This is a genomic window from Bradyrhizobium sp. JR3.5 (assembly GCF_054057015.1).
In genome coordinates this window covers 622,621-639,919 of the sequence record NZ_JBSRYV010000002.1, presented here as the reverse complement: position 1 = coordinate 639,919, position 17,299 = coordinate 622,621, and the positions used below count along the sequence as shown (strand labels likewise).

General features: G+C 65.8%; 13 protein-coding genes and 2 pseudogenes. 7 read left to right on the top strand and 8 right to left on the bottom strand.

The features are described 5' to 3' along the window. Positions 1-493 precede the first annotated feature (493 nt). Positions 494-1,793 (bottom strand): annotated as a pseudogene (locus tag ACVWW1_RS19620) (serine hydrolase domain-containing protein). 105 nt (positions 1,794-1,898) lie between these two features. Next, on the bottom strand, positions 1,899-3,275 hold the full coding sequence (locus ACVWW1_RS19615; protein ID WP_456657110.1) for an aminotransferase-like domain-containing protein: 1,377 nt from the start codon (positions 3,273-3,275) through the stop codon (positions 1,899-1,901). Between the two features lie 81 nt (positions 3,276-3,356). On the opposite strand from ACVWW1_RS19615, the gene ACVWW1_RS19610 reads away from it, so the two are divergent. Next, the gene (locus ACVWW1_RS19610) at positions 3,357-3,791 is read left to right on the top strand and encodes a DUF983 domain-containing protein (protein ID WP_456657109.1); all 435 of its coding nucleotides are present in this window, start codon (positions 3,357-3,359) and stop codon (positions 3,789-3,791) included. Positions 3,792-3,853: 62 nt separating this feature from the next. On the opposite strand, the gene ACVWW1_RS19605 is transcribed toward ACVWW1_RS19610, so the two are convergent. After that, on the bottom strand, positions 3,854-5,053 hold the full coding sequence (locus ACVWW1_RS19605; protein ID WP_456660616.1) for a multidrug effflux MFS transporter: 1,200 nt from the start codon (positions 5,051-5,053) through the stop codon (positions 3,854-3,856). Between the two features lie 315 nt (positions 5,054-5,368). Between ACVWW1_RS19605 and ACVWW1_RS19600 the strand changes: the two genes are divergently transcribed. Then, the gene (locus tag ACVWW1_RS19600) at positions 5,369-6,703 is read left to right on the top strand and encodes an MFS transporter (protein WP_456657108.1); all 1,335 of its coding nucleotides are present in this window, start codon (positions 5,369-5,371) and stop codon (positions 6,701-6,703) included. 118 nt (positions 6,704-6,821) lie between these two features. Here ACVWW1_RS19600 and ACVWW1_RS19595 read toward each other — a convergent pair whose 3' ends face one another. From ACVWW1_RS19595 to ACVWW1_RS19575, 5 genes are all read right to left on the bottom strand, one after another. Then, entirely contained in the window at positions 6,822-7,454 is a 633-nt protein-coding gene (locus ACVWW1_RS19595; RefSeq protein ID WP_456657107.1) for an aspartate/glutamate racemase family protein, read from the bottom strand. Between the two features lie 92 nt (positions 7,455-7,546). Next, complete coding sequence (locus tag ACVWW1_RS19590) at positions 7,547-8,557, bottom strand: amino acid ABC transporter substrate-binding protein (RefSeq protein WP_456657106.1); 1,011 nt, start codon at positions 8,555-8,557, stop codon at positions 7,547-7,549. 12 nt (positions 8,558-8,569) lie between these two features. Beyond that, positions 8,570-9,919, bottom strand: a complete 1,350-nt coding sequence (locus ACVWW1_RS19585) for an aspartate aminotransferase family protein (RefSeq protein ID WP_456660615.1) — start codon at positions 9,917-9,919, stop codon at positions 8,570-8,572. A gap of 17 nt (positions 9,920-9,936) precedes the next feature. Further along, positions 9,937-10,812, bottom strand: a complete 876-nt coding sequence (locus ACVWW1_RS19580) for a MurR/RpiR family transcriptional regulator (protein WP_456657105.1) — start codon at positions 10,810-10,812, stop codon at positions 9,937-9,939. Between the two features lie 84 nt (positions 10,813-10,896). Continuing rightward, complete coding sequence (locus ACVWW1_RS19575; RefSeq protein ID WP_456660837.1) at positions 10,897-11,133, bottom strand: hypothetical protein; 237 nt, start codon at positions 11,131-11,133, stop codon at positions 10,897-10,899. On the opposite strand from ACVWW1_RS19575, the pseudogene ACVWW1_RS19570 reads away from it, so the two are divergent. From ACVWW1_RS19570 to ACVWW1_RS19550, 5 genes and pseudogenes are all read left to right on the top strand, one after another. After that, positions 11,018-12,116: pseudogene (locus ACVWW1_RS19570) on the top strand (amino acid ABC transporter permease). The gene ACVWW1_RS19575 and the pseudogene ACVWW1_RS19570 overlap by 116 nt on opposite strands. Before the next feature lies 1 nt (position 12,117). After that, a complete protein-coding gene (locus tag ACVWW1_RS19565; RefSeq protein WP_456657104.1) occupies positions 12,118-13,239 on the top strand; it encodes an ABC transporter permease subunit in 1,122 nt (373 codons plus the stop codon). A 127-nt stretch (positions 13,240-13,366) separates the two neighbouring features. After that, complete coding sequence (locus ACVWW1_RS19560) at positions 13,367-14,161, top strand: FadR/GntR family transcriptional regulator (RefSeq protein ID WP_456657103.1); 795 nt, start codon at positions 13,367-13,369, stop codon at positions 14,159-14,161. A gap of 44 nt (positions 14,162-14,205) precedes the next feature. After that, on the top strand, positions 14,206-15,624 hold the full coding sequence (locus tag ACVWW1_RS19555; RefSeq protein WP_456657102.1) for an amidase family protein: 1,419 nt from the start codon (positions 14,206-14,208) through the stop codon (positions 15,622-15,624). 39 nt (positions 15,625-15,663) lie between these two features. Then, positions 15,664-17,094 (top strand): amidase family protein, encoded by a 1,431-nt coding sequence (locus ACVWW1_RS19550; RefSeq protein ID WP_456657101.1) that lies wholly within the window; start codon positions 15,664-15,666, stop codon positions 17,092-17,094. Positions 17,095-17,299 lie beyond the last annotated feature (205 nt).

The window sequence follows — 17,299 nt, the reverse complement described above, 5'->3', positions numbered from 1 at the left end:
TTGTGAGGCGATCGTCTCCGGTCGATGGTTGTTGTCTGCAGGGTTCCCGACCGGATTGTTCACCCGCCTGCCTTGTCGTCTCGATATATAGGATAGTATATAGCGCAAGGAAAGCTGCAGAGAGAGGAAGCTGCGGAGCGGGAAGCTGCGACGGCCGGAGGGCGCGTCATGGAGTGGGAACTGGCGTCACGCCACCGATGCGTGTGCTGCGGCGGCGTCATCGATGGGCTGGCCGATGATGGTGCGATCGGATTCGAACCGCGGATCGGCCTGTTTGCGGATGAGTGTGCGTTCGTCCGCAACGAATGCACCGCGAGCTTGATCGCGGCAGCAGCACGGCGCAGGCAGGAAGTGGTTCGGCGGAAGTCGTAAAGCGAAATGCTTCCGGTTCCGTCATTGCGAGGAGCGCAAGCGACGAAGCAATCCATCTATCCCCATGCGGCGAGATGGATTGCTTCGCTGCGCTCGCAATGACGGAGCTGCCGATCTTCACTCAATCCGGGCTGAACGCTTCGTACACCAGCTTCCGGAACGCCGGCGTGATGCGCTGGCGTTCGTTCTGGGTTTGCTCGAGCATGATGTAGATCATGTCGAGCTTCGGATCGACGCCGAAATAGGTGCCGCTGCCGCTGTCCCATTTCAATTCGCCGATCGAGCCGGGCGGCGGTGGCTTGGCAATGCCGGGATCGGTGCGCACGGCGATGCCGTAGCCGTAACCGAAGCCGTCGCCCGGAAAGTACCAATAGTCGCGGCCGACGCCGGAGCCCGGCCCGATATGGTCCGTCGTCATGGTCTTGAAGGCGGCAGGGCTGAGATAGCGCTTGCCGTCAAGCTCGCCACCGTTGAGCAGCATCTGCGCGAACCGTGCATAATCGAGGATGGTCGACACCAGGCCGCCGCCGCCGGATTCCCACTCCGGATGCACCGCGCCGGTCGTTCTCCCCCGCGATTAGGATCGTGTCCGAGGGCAGCGGCTCGGCCAGCCGCGTCCGTTCGGTCTCCGCATCGAGCACGTATCTGGTGTCGTTCATCTTCATCGGATCGAAGATGCGCTCCTTCTCGAACTGATAGAGCGTCTTGCCCGTGACGATCTCGATCACCCGGCCGAGCACATCGGTGGAATGACCGTAGCGCCACATCGTGCCCGGCTGCCGCGACAGCGGCAGCTTGGCGAGCCGCGCGACGAATTCCTTGTTGTCGAACTTGCCGTCGAACAGATGCCCTGCGCGGTAGAGCTTCTGGATCCAGTCGGCGCCGATATATTCGTAGGTGATGCCCGAGGTATGCCGCATCAGGTCCTCGATGGTGACCGGGCGGATCGGCGGCACCAGCTCGAGCTTGCCCAGATCGTTGCCGCCGTCCGGCTCGATGCCGACCTTCACGTCGGCGAATGCCGGAATGTATTTCGACAGCGGATCCTGCGGCGACAGCTTGCCTTCGTCGACCAGCATCATCGCGGCGGTGTTGGTGATCGGCTTGGTCATCGAATGCAGGGCGAACATGGTGTCCGGCCGCATCGGCGACTTGGTCGTGACGTCACGATAGCCGAAGGTCTTCAGATAGACCGGCTTGCCGTGCTGCTGGATCAGGATGGCGGCGCCTGGAATTTTTCCTGTCGCAACCTCGTTGTCGAAGAACGCGGTGATGCGTTCGAGCTTGTCCGGCGACGGGGCAGGGGCCTCGGTGGCGCGCGCCGCACTTGATGTCACAAGTGCAAGACACGCGATCGTGGTCACTACCTCACGGAGCGTCCGCACGGCAGTGTGGAATGCTCGATCGTATCCGCATGACATTGAAAGCCGCCCCTGCCTGATGCCCTGAACGCCGCAGTTCTAGCGCAGGCGCCCCCGCACCATAATCATTTTCGGGCGAGTTTATTCCCTCACGATGGTTGAAATTTATACAATTTGCGTGGCGCCGGCCGGCGTGCGCACGGCGTTCGACAGCACCTGCAGCGCCTGGCTCAGTTCGGCGCGATTGCGCGCGGCGCCGAGCGAGACGCGCAAGCCGCGCGGCGCGGCATCGCCGGCCGCAAAGGCGTCTTCGCCGACCACGGCAAGGCCATTGCGCATAAGATGCGACAGCAGGTCGGTGCCGTCGAAATGTTTTGGCAACGGCACCCAGAGATGGTGGCTCGCCGGCCGCGCCGCGTAGCTGACGCCTTTGAGGAAGCGGGCCGCGAGCTGCTGGCGCGCGGCCGCCTCGTTGCGGATGGCGCGGATGATGTCGGCGGCGACGCCGGAGCGCAGCCATTGCGTCACCAGCGCGACCATCAGCGATGGCGGCATCTGCATGGTGGCCTGCATGCCGGCGCGCATCCGTTGTTCGGCGGCGGCATCCGGCGCCAGCAGATAGGCGACGCGCAAGGCCGGGGCGATGCATTTCGCGATGCTCGCGGCAAGGTAGGTGCGTTCGGGAATCAGCGTGGCGATCGGTGCCACCTGCGGTTCGAGCGGGCCGTAGACGTCGTCCTCGATCAGGACGCAGCCGCGCTTCCTGATGATGTCGGCGATCGCCTTGCGTCTGATCGCGCTCATCGTCGCCGTGGTCGGGTTCTGCTGCGTCGGCACCAGATAGACGGCCTTCGGCTTGTGCTTGCGGCAGGCGTCGTCGAGCGCGTCGGGCCTGGCCCCCTCGGCGTCCATCGCAACACCCACGAGGCGGACATCGAGCCGCGCGGCCGCGGCCTTGATGCCGGGAAACGTCAACGCCTCCGTCACCACGACATCACCGGGCGACGTCAGCGCCAGCAGCGCGTTGAAGATGATCGCCTGCGATCCCGGATAGATCACGATCCGCTCGGCCGATGCCTGCGGCACACGCGGCTGCAGCCAGGCAGCGCCGGCGTCGCGCTCATCAGCGGTGCCGCCGGGACGCGCATAGCCGAGATAGGCGGAGAACCCGGCCTCGGAGCGGATGGTGGCGAGTCCCTGCGCGATCCGCAGATCGAGATTGGCCTCGACCGGCTGCGGCGGCAGATTCATCGACAGGTCGATGTTGACGGAGGCGGGCAGGTCGGACGCCGCGCGCGCGGTGGTCTCCGAGACGAAAGTGCCCTGGCCGACCCGGGCGTCGAGCAGCCCGCGCCGCCGCGCCTCGCCATAGGCGCGCGTCACCGTGGTGAGATCGATGTCGAGCGCCGACGCCAGCGCGCGATGGGTCGGCAGCCGCTGGCCGCGTACCAGCCGGCCGCCCGCGATATCGGCGGCGAGCGCATCGACGATCCGCAGGAACATCGGGCCGTGCCATTCGGAAACTGTAGGGATCCAATCCATGCAATTCGGCAATTTGTCTTTGATTGTATGCGCCACAATTCATATTGTATGGATCATCAGATCAGGTCAAGGACAACGACAATGACCGAGACGGTTTCCCTTCCCAAGGCGATGTGGCGCGGCTTCACGATGAAGTGCCCGAACTGCGGGCGCGGCCATCTGTTCGGCCGCTTCCTCAAGGTGGCGGATCATTGCGAGGCGTGCGGCGAGGACTTCACCCCGCAGCGCGCGGACGATTTCCCGGCCTATCTCGTGATCGTCGTGGTCGGCCACGTCGTGGTGCCGGCGCTGCTCTGGATGGAAATGACCTACGCGCCGCCGGCCTGGCTGCAACTGGCGATCTGGCTGCCGTTCACGCTGTTCAGCGCGCTCGGACTGCTGCAGCCGACCAAGGGCGCGATCGTCGGCCTGCAGTGGCAGCTTGGTATGGAAGGGTTTGCGGCGACGCGGCGTGTCGCCGCGCCGGTGCGGGCGCGGACCAACGCCGGCTCTGTAGGGCGGATTAGCGGAGCGTAATCCGCCGTTCTACTCGCGAGAAAGATGGTGGGTTATGCCTTCGGCTAACCCACCCTACGAAATCAAATCGGATGATGATGCGGCCGGAACATGCGGCCCTTTTCCGTCACCAGGACGACGGCGAGCGCAGCCAGCGTGCAGAGGAAGAAGCCGGTCGCGAATGGCAGCAGCGTGCCGTCGTAATCCTGGCCGATCGTGGTGCCGACGCCGATCCCGAGGAGGGTGGTGATGGTGCCGTAGAGCGATGACGCGGTGCCGGCGATCTTGCCCTGCGGCTCCATCGCGAGCGCCGTGAAGTTTGCCATCATCAGCCCGAACGCGAACATCATCAGGCCGGCCAGCACCATGAACAGCGGCAGCGACAGCGTGTCGGTCTTCACGGCGAGGAACAGCGCGCCGGCGACCACGGCAAAACCGGTCAGCGCGGCGTGCGAGATCACCCGCATGCCGATCCGGCCGACGATGCGCGAATTGAGGAAGCCGGCGATCGCGACGCCGACCGCGCACGCCGCGAAGGCGACCGGGAAGTAATGCCCGAGCTTGAAGATCTCGGTGAAGATTTGCTGCGAACAGAACACGAAGGCAAACAGCGAGCCCTGCACGCCGCCGGCGGCGAGCGCGTAGCCGAGCGTCTGGCGGTTGGTGATGGTCTGGCGGAACGCGGACAGCACCTCGGGGATCGCCAGCGACTTGCGCAATTCGAGCGGCAGCGTCTCGGGCATTCGCATCGCGCTCCAGGCCAGCGCGATCACGCCGTAGATCATCAGCAGCACGAAGATGCCGCGCCAATGCGTCACCAGCATCACCGCCTGGCCGAATGACGGCGCGATCACGGGCACGGCGATGAACACCATCATCGCCAGCGACATCACGCTCGCCATGCGCCGTCCGGCGTAGCAATCGCGCACGATCGAGGTCGCGATCACGCGGGTTGCCGCGGTGCCGAGCCCTTGCAGCGCGCGCGCCAGTAGCAGCGTCTCGAACGAGGGTGCCATGATCGCGAGCAGGCCGGCGATGGTGTAGACGGTCATGCCGCCGAGCAGCACCGGGCGGCGGCCGAAGCGATCAGACAGCGGGCCCATCACGAACTGGCCGACGCCGAAACCGACCAGGAAGATCGACAGCACCATCTGCGGACGGTTGGCGTCGGCGATCTGGAACGCGGAACGGATGCTCGGCAGCGCCGGCAGCATCATGTCCATCGCCAGCGGGTTGAGCGCCATGATGGAAGCGATGACGACGACGAATTCGGGAAAGCCCATCGGGCGGTGGCCTGAGGACACCCAGGCATCGGCATTGATGTCAGACACTTAGAACCCCTTGGAGGCTCCCAGCATAGCGGCCTTGCTGCATTGCACAATCGGCGTTTTGGGATGGGAGACCGTCGGCGGCGGGTGAGGTAGCCGGGTCATGGAACCGGCCGCGCGCCCGTCGGCTGGTGCTATATCGTTGCTTCTGCAACTATTTTGCTCGTCCCGCGCAGGAAGCTCTGCTATCCCGATACCAGCATCCGTGCGGGGCAGGCGCATCGCAGCCGATCATGCCCGTGCAGACAAGAACGGGTTTGGGGAGGCCAAATGTCCATCGAAATTTCCGCGCGCTCGCGCGAAGCTACGCTGTCGGATGAGGAGCGCAAGGTCCTCATCGCAACGCTCGTCGGCACCACGATCGAGTGGTACGACTTCTTCGTCTACGCACAGGCGGCGGGCCTGGTGTTCGGCGCGCTGTTCTTCGCGCCGATGAACGCGAACAATCCGCTGTTGGCGCAGATCGTCTCGTTTGCGACGCTCGGCCTCTCATTCCTGTTCCGCCCGCTCGGGGCCATCGTCTGCGGCCATCTCGGCGACCGCTTCGGGCGCAAGAACATGCTCGTCGTCACGCTGCTGCTGATGGGCGCTGCGACCGCGCTGGTCGGTCTGCTGCCGACCTACGCGCAGATCGGCGCCTGGGCGCCGGCGCTCCTTATTCTGCTCCGCATCCTGCAGGGCTTCTCGGCCGGCGGCGAGTGGGGCGGCGCGGCGCTGATGGCGGTGGAATCGGCGCCTCGCGACAAGCGCAGCTTCTTCGGCTCGTTCCCGCAGATCGGCACGCCGCTCGGCATGATCCTGGCAACCGGCGTGTTGTGGGCGCTGACAGCTTCGCTCGGCAAGCAGGCGATGATCGAATGGGGCTGGCGGATTCCGTTCCTGCTCTCGATCCTGCTGATCGTCGTCGGCATCGTGATCCGCCGCACGGTCGAAGAGTCTCCGGTGTTCCTGGCGATGCAGCGCCGGCATAAAGAATCCTCGGCGCCGCTGCGCGAATTGATGCGCAACCACAGCAAGGAGATCCTGCGCACCGCGTTGATCTTCATGGCCAACAATGCGGCCGGTTACATCCTGATCGCGTTCATCATCAGCTATGGCACCAACACGCTGAAGATGCCGTCGGAACAGCTGCTTCTGATCGGCACGCTGGCGGCGGTGAGCTGGTTCATCTTCACGCTGCTCGGCGGCATCCTCGGCGACAGAATCGGCCGCGTGCGCTGCTTCCAGATCGGCTATGGGCTGATGGTGCTGTGGGCGGTGCCGATGTGGTTTTTGATCGACAGCAAGAATTTGCTGCTGTTCTTCGTCAGCGCCGTCGGCCTCACCATCGCGCTCGGTCTGTCCTATGGCCCGCAGGCGGCACTCTATGCCGAGCTGTTTCCGGCCAAGGTGCGCTATTCCGGCGTCTCGATCGGCTACGCGCTCGGCGCCATCTTCGGCGGCGCCTTCGCGCCGATGATCGCGCAATGGATCATCGGCACCTACGGCCAGTCCTGGCGCGTCGGCGTCTATATCGCGGTGCTGTCGCTGATCTCGCTGATCACGGTGTCGACCATCAAGGATCCGCAGGGCGTTGATCTCAACGTGAATGACGCGGGCGGGTAGGATCGGTAGGGCGGTGAATTCGCATCTCCGTCATTGCGAGGAGCGAAACGACGAAGCGATCCATGTCGCCGCATATGCTGCGCGATGGATTGCTTCGCTTCGCTCGCAATGACGGGGCTCACGCCCCGACCATCGCCTTCAGCTTCTTGACCGCGCTGTCGGGTGTCGTCAGCACCTCGCGGCCGGTGATTTCCGCGACGCGCTCGGCCGCCGGCGCCATGCTGTATTGCGCGAGCGCGATCAGGTCGCAGTCGCGCAAATCCCTGGCTGCCTCGACCACGATGCGATCATGCTCGGCCCGGTCGCCGCGATCGAGCGCCGCCAGCGCTCCCTCGGCGAGTTTCGGCACCAGAGTGACCGACGCTGGAAACTCCGGCGGCATCGACACCAGCGTCGGCGGGAAGGTCGAGAGCAGGCCGATGCGCTTTCCCTTCGCGACTGCCTGTTCGATCATCGCCTCGTTCGGCTTCAGCACCGGCATCGGTGCGTGTGCGCGCGCCACCGCCTCGATGCAGGGGCCGAACGCCGAGCAGGTGAAGAGAATTCCGTCGGCGCCGGTGCTGACGGCGTAGCGGCCCATCGTGAGGAAACGCTCGGTCATGCGCTCGCTGAGCTTGCCGTCGCGCGCAAGGTCAGCCGACAGGCTGTCGTCGAGCAGGTTCATCAGCCGCGCCTCCGGCCAATGGCGTGCGAACGAGGCCTCGATCGGGACGATCGAATGCTTCAGCGCGTGAATGAGGGTGATACGCATCGATGCTTCTTGTTCTCCCTCTCCCCGCTCTTCGCGGGGAGAGGGTTGGGGTGAGGGGCTCTTTCCCCGCAATCGGGGCGAGGTAAGAAGCGTTACTTGAACGGGATCGCGTACATCAACCCGCCCTTGCTCCAGGTGCCGTTGAGACCGCGCTCGAGCTTCAAGGGGCTCGCCTTGCCGACATTGCGCTCGAAGATCTCGCCGTAATTACCGCCCGCCTTGATCGCGGCGACCAGCCATTTGTTGTCGAGGCCGAGCCGGCTGCCGAGATCGCCGGACGCGCCGAGCAGGCGCTGGATCGCCGGGACCTGCGACTTCGTCATCTCGTCGACATTGGCCTGCGTGACGCCGAGCTCTTCGGCCTCGACCAGGCCGTAATGCAGCCAGGTGATGATGTCGCTCCAGACCTCGTCGCCGTTGCGGGTGAACGGGCCGAGCGGCTCCTTGCTGATGGTCTGCGGCAGCACGACGTAATCTTCCGCCTTTGGCGCGGCGGTCGCGACCGCGCCGGCGAGCGCCGAGGCGTCCTGGGTCATGGCATCGCAGCGGCCGCCGAAGAAGGTCTGGTACATGGTGTCGGGGCGGTCGAACACCAGCGGCTTCCAGTCGATGCCGTTGGCGCGGCCGTAATCGCCGAGCGTCACCTCATGCGTGGTGCCCTGCGCGACGCAGACCGTGGCGCCCTTGAGATCCTTCAGCTCCTTCACGCCGAGGTCCTTCTTCACCACAAAACCCTGGCCGTCGTAGAAATTGACCGGGCCCTGGCGCAGGCCGAGCGTGGTGCCGCGCAGATAGGTCTGCGTCGAGTTGCGGTAGAGCACGTCGATCTCGCCCGACTGCAGCGCGGTGAAGCGGTTCTGCGCGGTCAGCGCGACGTAGCGCACCTTATTGGCATCGCCGAGGATGCCTGCGGCAAGCGCGCGGCAATAGTCGACATCGAGGCCCTTGAAGTTGCCCTGCGAGTCCGGCGCCGAGAAGCCGGCAAAGCCGGTCGAGACGCCGCACACCAGCGTGCCGCGCTGCTTGACGGTGTCGAGCGTCGCCGCGCTTGCGCCCGTGATGCTTGCGGCGACCAGGCTCGCCGCGACCAATATTTTCCTCATCCTGTCCTCCTCCTAATGACCAACATCTTTCAACGCGCTGTCTACCGCAGAGCCGAGCCTTTCGACGATCATGTCGATGTCGCCGGAAGTCGCAATATAGGGCGGCGCGAGCAGCACATGGTCGCCGCGCTGGCCGTCGGCGGTGCCGCCCGACGGATAGCAGCCGAGGCCGCCGGCGAAGGCCGTGGACTTGATCCGCTGATGCAGCTTCAGCTTGGGATCGAACGGCTGCCGCGTGCCGCGGTCGGCGACCAGCTCGATCGCCCAGAACAGGCCGCGGCCCCTGATGTCGCCGACATGGCGGTGATTGCCAAAGCGCTCGGTGAGCCGCTGCTCGAGCTGGCGGCCGCGCTCCTTGACCTGGTCGAGCAGCTTCTCCTCACTGATCACCTTCTGCACCTCGAGCGCGGCAGCGCAGGCGAGCGGATGCGCGAGATAAGTGTGGCCGTGCTGGAACGCGCCGGAGCCGTTGCGCACGGTGTCGACGATTGTACCGCTCGCAAGCATCGCACCGATCGGCTGGTAGCCGCCGCCGAGCCCCTTGGCGACCGCCTGGATGTCGGGCGCGATGCCTTCCTGCTCCCACGCATGCAGCGTGCCGGTGCGGCCCATGCCGCACATCACCTCGTCGAGGATCAGGAGCGCGCCGTGACGGTCGCAGATCTCGCGCACCGCCTTGAAGTAACCGTCCGGCGCCGGCACGCAGCCGGCGGTGGCGCCGACCACGGGCTCGGCGATGAAGGCGGCGACGTTCTCGGGGCCGAGCCGCTGGAATTCGGCCTCGAGCTCGGCGGCAAGTCGGGCCACGAACGCGGCCTCCGATTCATCGTCGCGCTTCTCGTGATAGGCGAAGGCCGGGGTGACGTGGCTGAACGCGGGTGACAGCAGCGGCGCATAGGGCTCGCGTCGCCAGGCATTGCCGCCGGCCGACAGCGCGCCCAGCGTGTTGCCGTGATAGCTCTGGCGGCGCGCGATGAAGCGGGCGCGCTTCGGCTCGCCGCGCTCGATGAAATATTGCCGTGCCAGCTTGATCGAGGCCTCGATCGCCTCCGACCCGCCGCTGACGAAGTAGACATAGCCGAGGCCGCCGGGCTCGTGGCCGACCAGCCGCTCGGCGAGCTCTTCCGCGGGTTCCGAGGAGAAGAAGCCAGTATGCGCATAGGCTAGCTTTGATGCCTGCTTGGCGATCGCGGCGAGAATCCGCGGATGCTGATGACCGAGGCAGGACACCGCGGCGCCGCCGGAGGAATCCAGAATGCGGTGGCCGTCCTCCGCGATCAACCAGACGCCGTCGCCGCCGACCGCTTTCGGCGGGGTTTCGCGCAGGCTGCGATGCATCACGCGGCTCTTGTTGGCGGCCAAGGGGACTGCCATGACACTTATCCTTTCTCGACAAAATATTGCGACATCGCGGCAAGCCGGCCCTCGGTCTCCTCCAGCTTGCGCTTCGCACCCGCGCCGCCCAGCGTGAAGGCGACGGCGGCCAGCGACTGCGCCACCGCAATTGCGCCGGTGAGGCTCGGGAAGAAGCCGGGCGAGGAGGCGGCCTCGAACAGCAAGAGATGATCGGCGCCCTCGGCCATCGGCGCGCTGATCGTGTCGGCGATCGCGATCAGCGTGGCGCGCGCTTGGTGCGCCGCACGCGCGGTCTCGACGCTGACCAATGTGTAGGGCGCAAAGCCGATCACGACCACGGCGTCGCCTGAGCGGAAGGCGCCATGGTCGAGATCGAACGGGCCGGAACCGCCGACCAGCTGCACGGCGTCGGGGCGGAACAGGCGAAGTTGATAGGTCAGGAGTTCCGCAACGCTGCGGCAACTGCGAAAGCCCGTGATCCAGATTCTATCAGCGGAATGCAGCGCACGCGCGGCGTCCGCGATCGCGCTCGCGGAAATCCGCGCCAGCCCCGCAGCTTCAGCCTCGATCTTGTCGTGCACCAGTTTGACATCGGCATTCGGCCCGGCGCGGCGGCCCTTGGCGCGGCCGGAGAACGGCGAGCTCTGCGCCGGCCGTCGCGCCTCGGTGAGTGCGGCGCGCAATTCGTCCCAGCCGGAATAGCCGAGTGCCTTGGCAAGACGGGTGAAGGATGCAGGATCGGCGCCGGCGACCGAGGCGAGCTCGCGCATCGAGCGGGTGGTGGCGTCGTAATCATTGGCTGCGACAAAACGCCCGACCTCCTGCAAACGCATCGGCAGCGATGGCAATGCGCTGCACAATTCGTTCAGGGGCGATGGTTTCGGCTGAGCCTGGGCCATGAAACATATGTTGCACGAATATCAATTTGGTGCAACATATGAAGTGCGCAGAATACGCTCTTGCGCATGGCAGAAGATCGCTTCTCACTGGGATCCTTGTGCTGTGACGACATCGACGCCGAAACGCACTCCCGCCCGGGCTCCAAGTCGGTCCTGGCGGCTTTCGCTGAGCGATCCCCGTGTCGCCGGCCTGTTCTGGCAGGTCCTGGTGGTCGCCATCGCGGTCGCCATCGTCGCCTGGCTGTGGTCGAACGCGGTCCATAATCTCTCGGTGCGCCGCATCTCGACCGGCTTCGCCTTCCTCGGCCGCGAAGCCGGCATGCCGATCGCGGATTCCTGGATCGATTACTCGCCGAAGAACACTTACCTGCGCGCCTTCATCGTCGGCATCGTCAACACGCTGCGCGTCGCTGTCATCGGCGTCGTGCTGGCGACCGTGATCGGCACGCTGGTCGGCATCGCGCGGCTGTCGTCGAACTGGCTGCTGGCGCGGCTTGCCGCTGTTTATGTCGAGGTGCTGCGCGACCTGCCGCTGCTGCTGCAGCTGTTGTTCTGGTACGTGCTGATGCAGGGGCTGCCGGCGGCGCGCCAGGCCTGGAAGCCGGTCGAGGGCCGTGTTCCTCTCCAACCGCGGGCTGATCTTGCCGTCGGTCCCGTTGCAGGAGGCCAATTGGTGGACGATCCTTGCGCTGGTCGTAGGCCTCGTCGTGCTCCATCTCGTCAGGCGCCGCCTGATCGCGCAGCAGATGCTCGACGGCAAGGCGCGGCCGGCCTGGCCTTACGCGCTGGGCCTCGTGGTCGCGCTGCCCGCGCTGGTGTCGTGGCTCTCGGGCGCGAGCTGGAGCATCATGCTGCCGGAGCTGCGCGGCTTCAACTTCGTCGGCGGCCTGACCTTGGCGCCGGAATATTTCGCGCTGTTGATCGCGCTCGTGACCTACACCTCGGCGTTCATTGCCGAGATCGTGCGCAGCGGCATCCAGGCGGTGCCGCGCGGCCAGTGGGACGCCGCCAAGGCGCTCGGGCTGAAGCGCAGCTTCGTCTTGCAGCAGATCGTGCTGCCGCAGGCGCTGCGCGTCATCATCCCACCGATGACCAGCCAGTATCTGAACCTGACGAAAAATTCGTCGCTTGCGGTCGCGGTCGGCTACCAGGACATCGTCTCGATCGCCAACACCACGCTGAACCAGACCGGGCAGGCGATCGAGTCGATCGCGCTGATCATGATGGTGTTCCTCACCATCAGTCTCGGCATCAGCCTGTTCATGAACTGGTACAATGCGCGGATCGCGCTGGTGGAGCGCTGACATGAGCTCGGTCGCGCACCTTCCGCAGGATCCGCTGCCGATCGGCCCGCGGCCCGCACCACGGGCGCTCGGTGGACATCTCACTGCGTGGCTGCGCGCCAATCTGTTCGCCTCGATCCCGTCCAGCATCATGACGCTGCTGCTGCTGTTCGTGCTCGGCAAGGCGTGCATCGGCCTCTGGCAATGGGGCATTGCCAACGCGGTCTGGATCGTCTCCGGCAACGACACCAGCGCCTGCCGCGCGCTGCGCGGCGCCGGCGCCTGCTGGGCGGTCGTGCCCGAGAAGTACCGCTTCATCCTGTTCGGCACCTATCCGTTCGACGAGCAGTGGCGGCCGGCGCTCGCGGTCCTGATCTTCATCGCGCTGTTCGCGGTCTCGAGCCGCCGCAGCTTCTGGCGCAAGGAGCTGTTCCTGCTCTGGGCCGCGGCCTTGAGCGCGATCGGATGCCTGATGTGGGGCGGCTTCCTTGGGCTGTCCTTTGTCACGCAGGACCGCTGGGGCGGGCTGCCGGTGACCTTAATCCTCGCGACCTTCGGATTGGCGTTGGGCTTCCCGCTCGGCATCCTGGTGGCGCTCGGCCGGCGCTCCAAGCTGCCGGCGATCCGCTCGCTCTGCGTGCTCTATGTCGAACTGATCCGCGGCGTGCCGCTGATCAGCCTGTTGTTCATGGCGAGCGTGATGTTCCCGCTGTTCATGCCCGACGGCGTCAACATCGACAAACTCTTGCGCGCGCAGATCGCCTTCATCCTCTATGCCGGCGCCTACCTAGCGGAAGTTGTGCGCGGCGGCCTGCAGGCGGTGCCGCGCGGACAGTATGAGGCCGCCGATGCGCTCGGGCTGTCCTACTGGGAGAAGAACGCGCTGATCGTGCTGCCGCAGGCGATCCGCCACGTGATCCCGCCGCTGGTCAACACCTTCATCGCCTTCTTCAAGGACACCAGCCTGGTCCTGATCATCGGCATCTTCGATCTCCTGACGACCGCGAAGACCGCGATCGTCGATCCGGCCTGGCAGTCCTTCAGCGTCGAGGTCTATGTGTTCGTCGGCTTGATCTACTTCGTGTTCTGCTTTGCGATGTCGCGCTACAGCCGCGGCCTCGAGGCACAGCGCGGAACGAACTGAGCGATCGTCTCTCGCCAATTCCTGAATGTTCGGTTTGCCGTTGTGCCCGGGAGAACTCCGGGCATGACGACTTGAGGGGCGATCAAACCCCTTGCCAAGCCGTCGCGATCCTATTTATGATCATAAAATGGATAAATCGGCTCTCCCCTCCCTGGACCCGTCGCGGCGCGCCTCGATCAAGCGCAAGCGCTCGGACGCCGTTGCCGATCTGATCCGCAGCCACATCTTCCAGGCCGGCTTGCAGCCGAACGACCGGCTGCCGCAGGAGGTTGAGCTGATCGAGATGTTCGGCTGCAGTCGCTCGACCATCCGCGAGGCCCTCAAATCGTTGGAAGTACAGGGGTTGGTGCAGAACACCACCGGTCCCGGCGGCGGCGCGCGGGTGGCGCCGGTGTCGATCAACCGGATCGTTGGCCTGCTCAGCAACTACTTCTATTTCCAGTCGATCAGCACCGCGCAGATCTACCAGATCCGCCGCCTGATCGAGCCGGAGCTCGCCTTCAGCGTGGTCGGCCACCTCACAGCGGCGCATTTCGCGGCGCTCGACAAGGCGATCGCGGTTCAGGAGCATCATCCCGGTGGCATCGCGGACTGGGAGCACCACCGCCACGCCGAGATCGATTTCCATGACATCCTGATCGAGGCCTGTCCCAATCCGCTGCTCGGCCTGGTCGCCCGCTTCGTCAACGAGGCGATCCGGCATTTGATCGGCAAGCTCGGCGTGCAGGAATTCGCATCCAGCTTCACCTGCGAGAATATCGAGTTTCACAAGCGCCTGATGACCGCGTTCCGCTCCGGCAATGCCGCGCGCGCCCGGCGCGTGATGCTCGACCATGTGCTGAGCGCCGAAGCCGTGGTGGTCCCCGCGGAAGACCGCCGCATGGATCTGCCCGTCTTTCACCAGCCGTTGCGGCTCGACTGAACCGCATCGGCTGACTGCTGCATCACGCGTTGGAGGAAACAACAATGGTCACGCGGCGCGAGAATGAATTGTGGAGCTGGTCGGCCGTCGATCTGGCGCGCGCGATCGCGACGCATGTGATCTCGAGCCGGGAAGCTGTGCAATCCAGCCTCTACCGGATCGCGCAGGTCAATCCGGCGTTGAACGCCATCGTCGAGGTGCTCGCCGATGAAGCGCTGGCTGCGGCGGATGCGGCGGATGAAGCGGTGAAATCCGGCGCGGAGCTCGGCGTGCTGCACGGCGTGCCGGTCACAATCAAGGTCAATGTCGATCAGCGCGGCCACGCCACCACCAACGGCGTCGTCGCCTTCCGCGACGTCATCGCGACCGACGACAGCCCGGTGGTCGCGAGTTTCCGCAAAGCGGGTGCCGTGATTGTCGGGCGCACCAACACGCCGGCGTTCTCGCACCGCTGGTTCACCAACAACGATCTGCACGGCGCGACCTACAATCCCTGGAGCCGGCGGCTGACGCCGGGCGGCTCCAGCGGTGGCGCCGCATCGGCCGTCGCTTCCGGCATGGGCGCGATCGCACACGGCAATGATTTCGGCGGCTCGATCCGCTATCCCGCCTATGCCTGCGGCGTCGCCGGCCTGCGTCCGACGCCGGGACGAATTCCCTCGTTCAATCCATCGGCGACTTCCGATCGTCCGATCACGGCGCAGATGATGTCGGTGCAGGGGCCGCTCGCGCGCTCGGTCGCCGATTTGCGCACAGGCCTCGCCGCGATGGCGCAGCCGGACGCGCGCGACGGCACATGGCTGCCGGTGCCTCTGCAAGGCGCGCCACTCAAGCGTCCGGTCGGCGTTGCGATCGCGGCGGCGCCGTTCGGAGACGAGGCGCCGGAGGTCAGCGCGGCGGTGCGCGCCGCCGGACGCTGGCTCGCCGAGGCCGGCTTTGCCGTGGAGGAGACCGTGCCGCCGCGGCTCGCGGAGGCTGCCGATCTCTGGCATCGCCTCGTCATCAATGAGGAGCGGCGCGTGCTGGCGCCGATGATCCGCAAGTTCGGCGACGATCGGAGCCGCTACAATCTGGACTGCCATATTGCGTATGCGCCTGAGCTCGACGGGGATCAGGTGCTGGCCTGCTTCGAGCAGCGGCTGGCGATCGTGCGGGCCTGGCAGCTGTTCCAGGAGCGTTGCCCGGTCATCATTCTGCCGGTCTCGGCGCAACTGCCGTTCCGCTTCGATCAGGATCAGGAGGACGCAACGGTGGTGCGCGCGCTGCTCGATGCGCAGCGGCCGCTGCTCGCCGTCCCCGCGCTCGGCTTTCCGTCGGTCGTGGTGCCGACCGGGACCGCCGGCGGCGTGCCGGTCGGCGTCCAGGTGATTGCCGGCCGTTTCCGCGAGGATGTCTGTCTCGCCGTCGCCGAGGTGATCGAGGCGCGTGCGTCGACGCTGACGCCGATCGACCCGCGCGACTGAACCAACAACAAAGCACTCAACATAACGGGAGAACACCACGTGACGAATGCACCGATCTGGCAATGGTCCGCCCTCGAGACGGCCGGGGCGATCAGAAACAACGAAGTGACCTCGGAGCAGGTGGTTCGCAACCATCTCGACCGCATGCAGGCGGCCAACCCGGCGCTCAACGCCGTCGTCGTCGATCTCGGCGCGTCAGCGATGAAGGCAGCTAAGGCGGCGGACGAAGCGCTGGCGGCGAGCAAAGGGAAGGGCGGCGCGGTGGGGCCGCTGCACGGCGTGCCGGTCACGATCAAGATCAACATCGACGTCGAGGGCCAGGCCAATTCAAACGGTGTGGTCGCCTTCAAGGACAATATCGCGCCGGGCGATTCGCCGGTGACGGCCAATCTCAAGAAGGCCGGCGCAATCATCATCGGCCTGACCAACACGCCGGAATTCTCGCTCCGCGGCTTTACCGACAATCCGCTGCACGGCCTGACGCGCAATCCCTGGAATGCCGACGTGACCTGCGGCGGATCTTCGGGCGGCGCCGGCGCGTCGATCGCGGCCGGCATCGGCACCATCGCGCATGGCAACGACATCGGCGGCTCGTTGCGCTGGCCGGCGCATTGCAACGGCATCGCCACCATCAAGCCGACCCAGGGCCGAATTCCGGCGTTCAATCCCAGCGCCACGACAGAACGGCCGCTGATGGCGCAGTTCATGTCGTCGCAGGGACCGCTGGCGCGCCACGTCGCCGACGTGCGCCTCGGCCTCGAGGTGATGGCGCAGCGCGACCCGCGCGATCCCTGGTACGTGCCGGCGCCGTTGACGGGGCCGAAGCCGGCCGCACCGGTCAAGGTCGCGCTCGCAAGGATCCCTGAAGACATGGCGACCGATCGCGGCGTGATCGCGCTTCAGCGCAAGGCGGCCGATCATCTGGCCGATGCAGGCTACGCGGTCAGCGAAGTCGAGGTGCCCGATCTCAACAAGGTCTGGCAGCTCTGGTGCGACCTGATCATGACCGAGACCCGCGTCCTGCAGCAGGACCAGATGCTGGCGACGACGAGTGCCGACTTCCAGAAGACGTTCCGCGGCTTCATGGCGCTGGCCAACCCGCTCGACCAGGCCGGCTACATGAAGGCGATCGCCGAGCGCTCGCGCCACATCAGGAACTGGATGACGTTCCTCGAGCAGTATCCGCTGGTGCTGATGCCGACCTCGGTGCGCCAGACGCCGGAGGTCAATGCCGATCTCGGCGGCGACCAGCGCGTCAAGGAGTTGTTCTGGAACGACCTGCGCTTCATTTCGTCGATAAACGTGCTGGGGCTACCGGCGGCCGTGGTGCCGGTCGGCCTGCATGAGGGGTTGCCGGTCGGCGTCCAGATCGTCGGCTCGCGCTATCGCGAGGACATGTGTCTCGATGCGGCCGAGGCGATCGAGCGCAAGGTCGGCATCCTGGCAAGACAATTGTGGCAGCGGCGTTAAGGCGATTTCGAAACCACCCAGCACTGTAAGGAACGCCGCGGCGAGATCTCGTCGCGGCGTTCGCATGATCGGCGACGCGCGTGTCAGCGGGCATGTTCCTCCTCCCGGAATTCTTGCGCGGAATCGCAGAGCGCCATGCCGGCCACGGGGTTGTCGGCGATCCCTGATTGCTTCAGGAGATCGTCCCAACCATCCGAACCCTTGG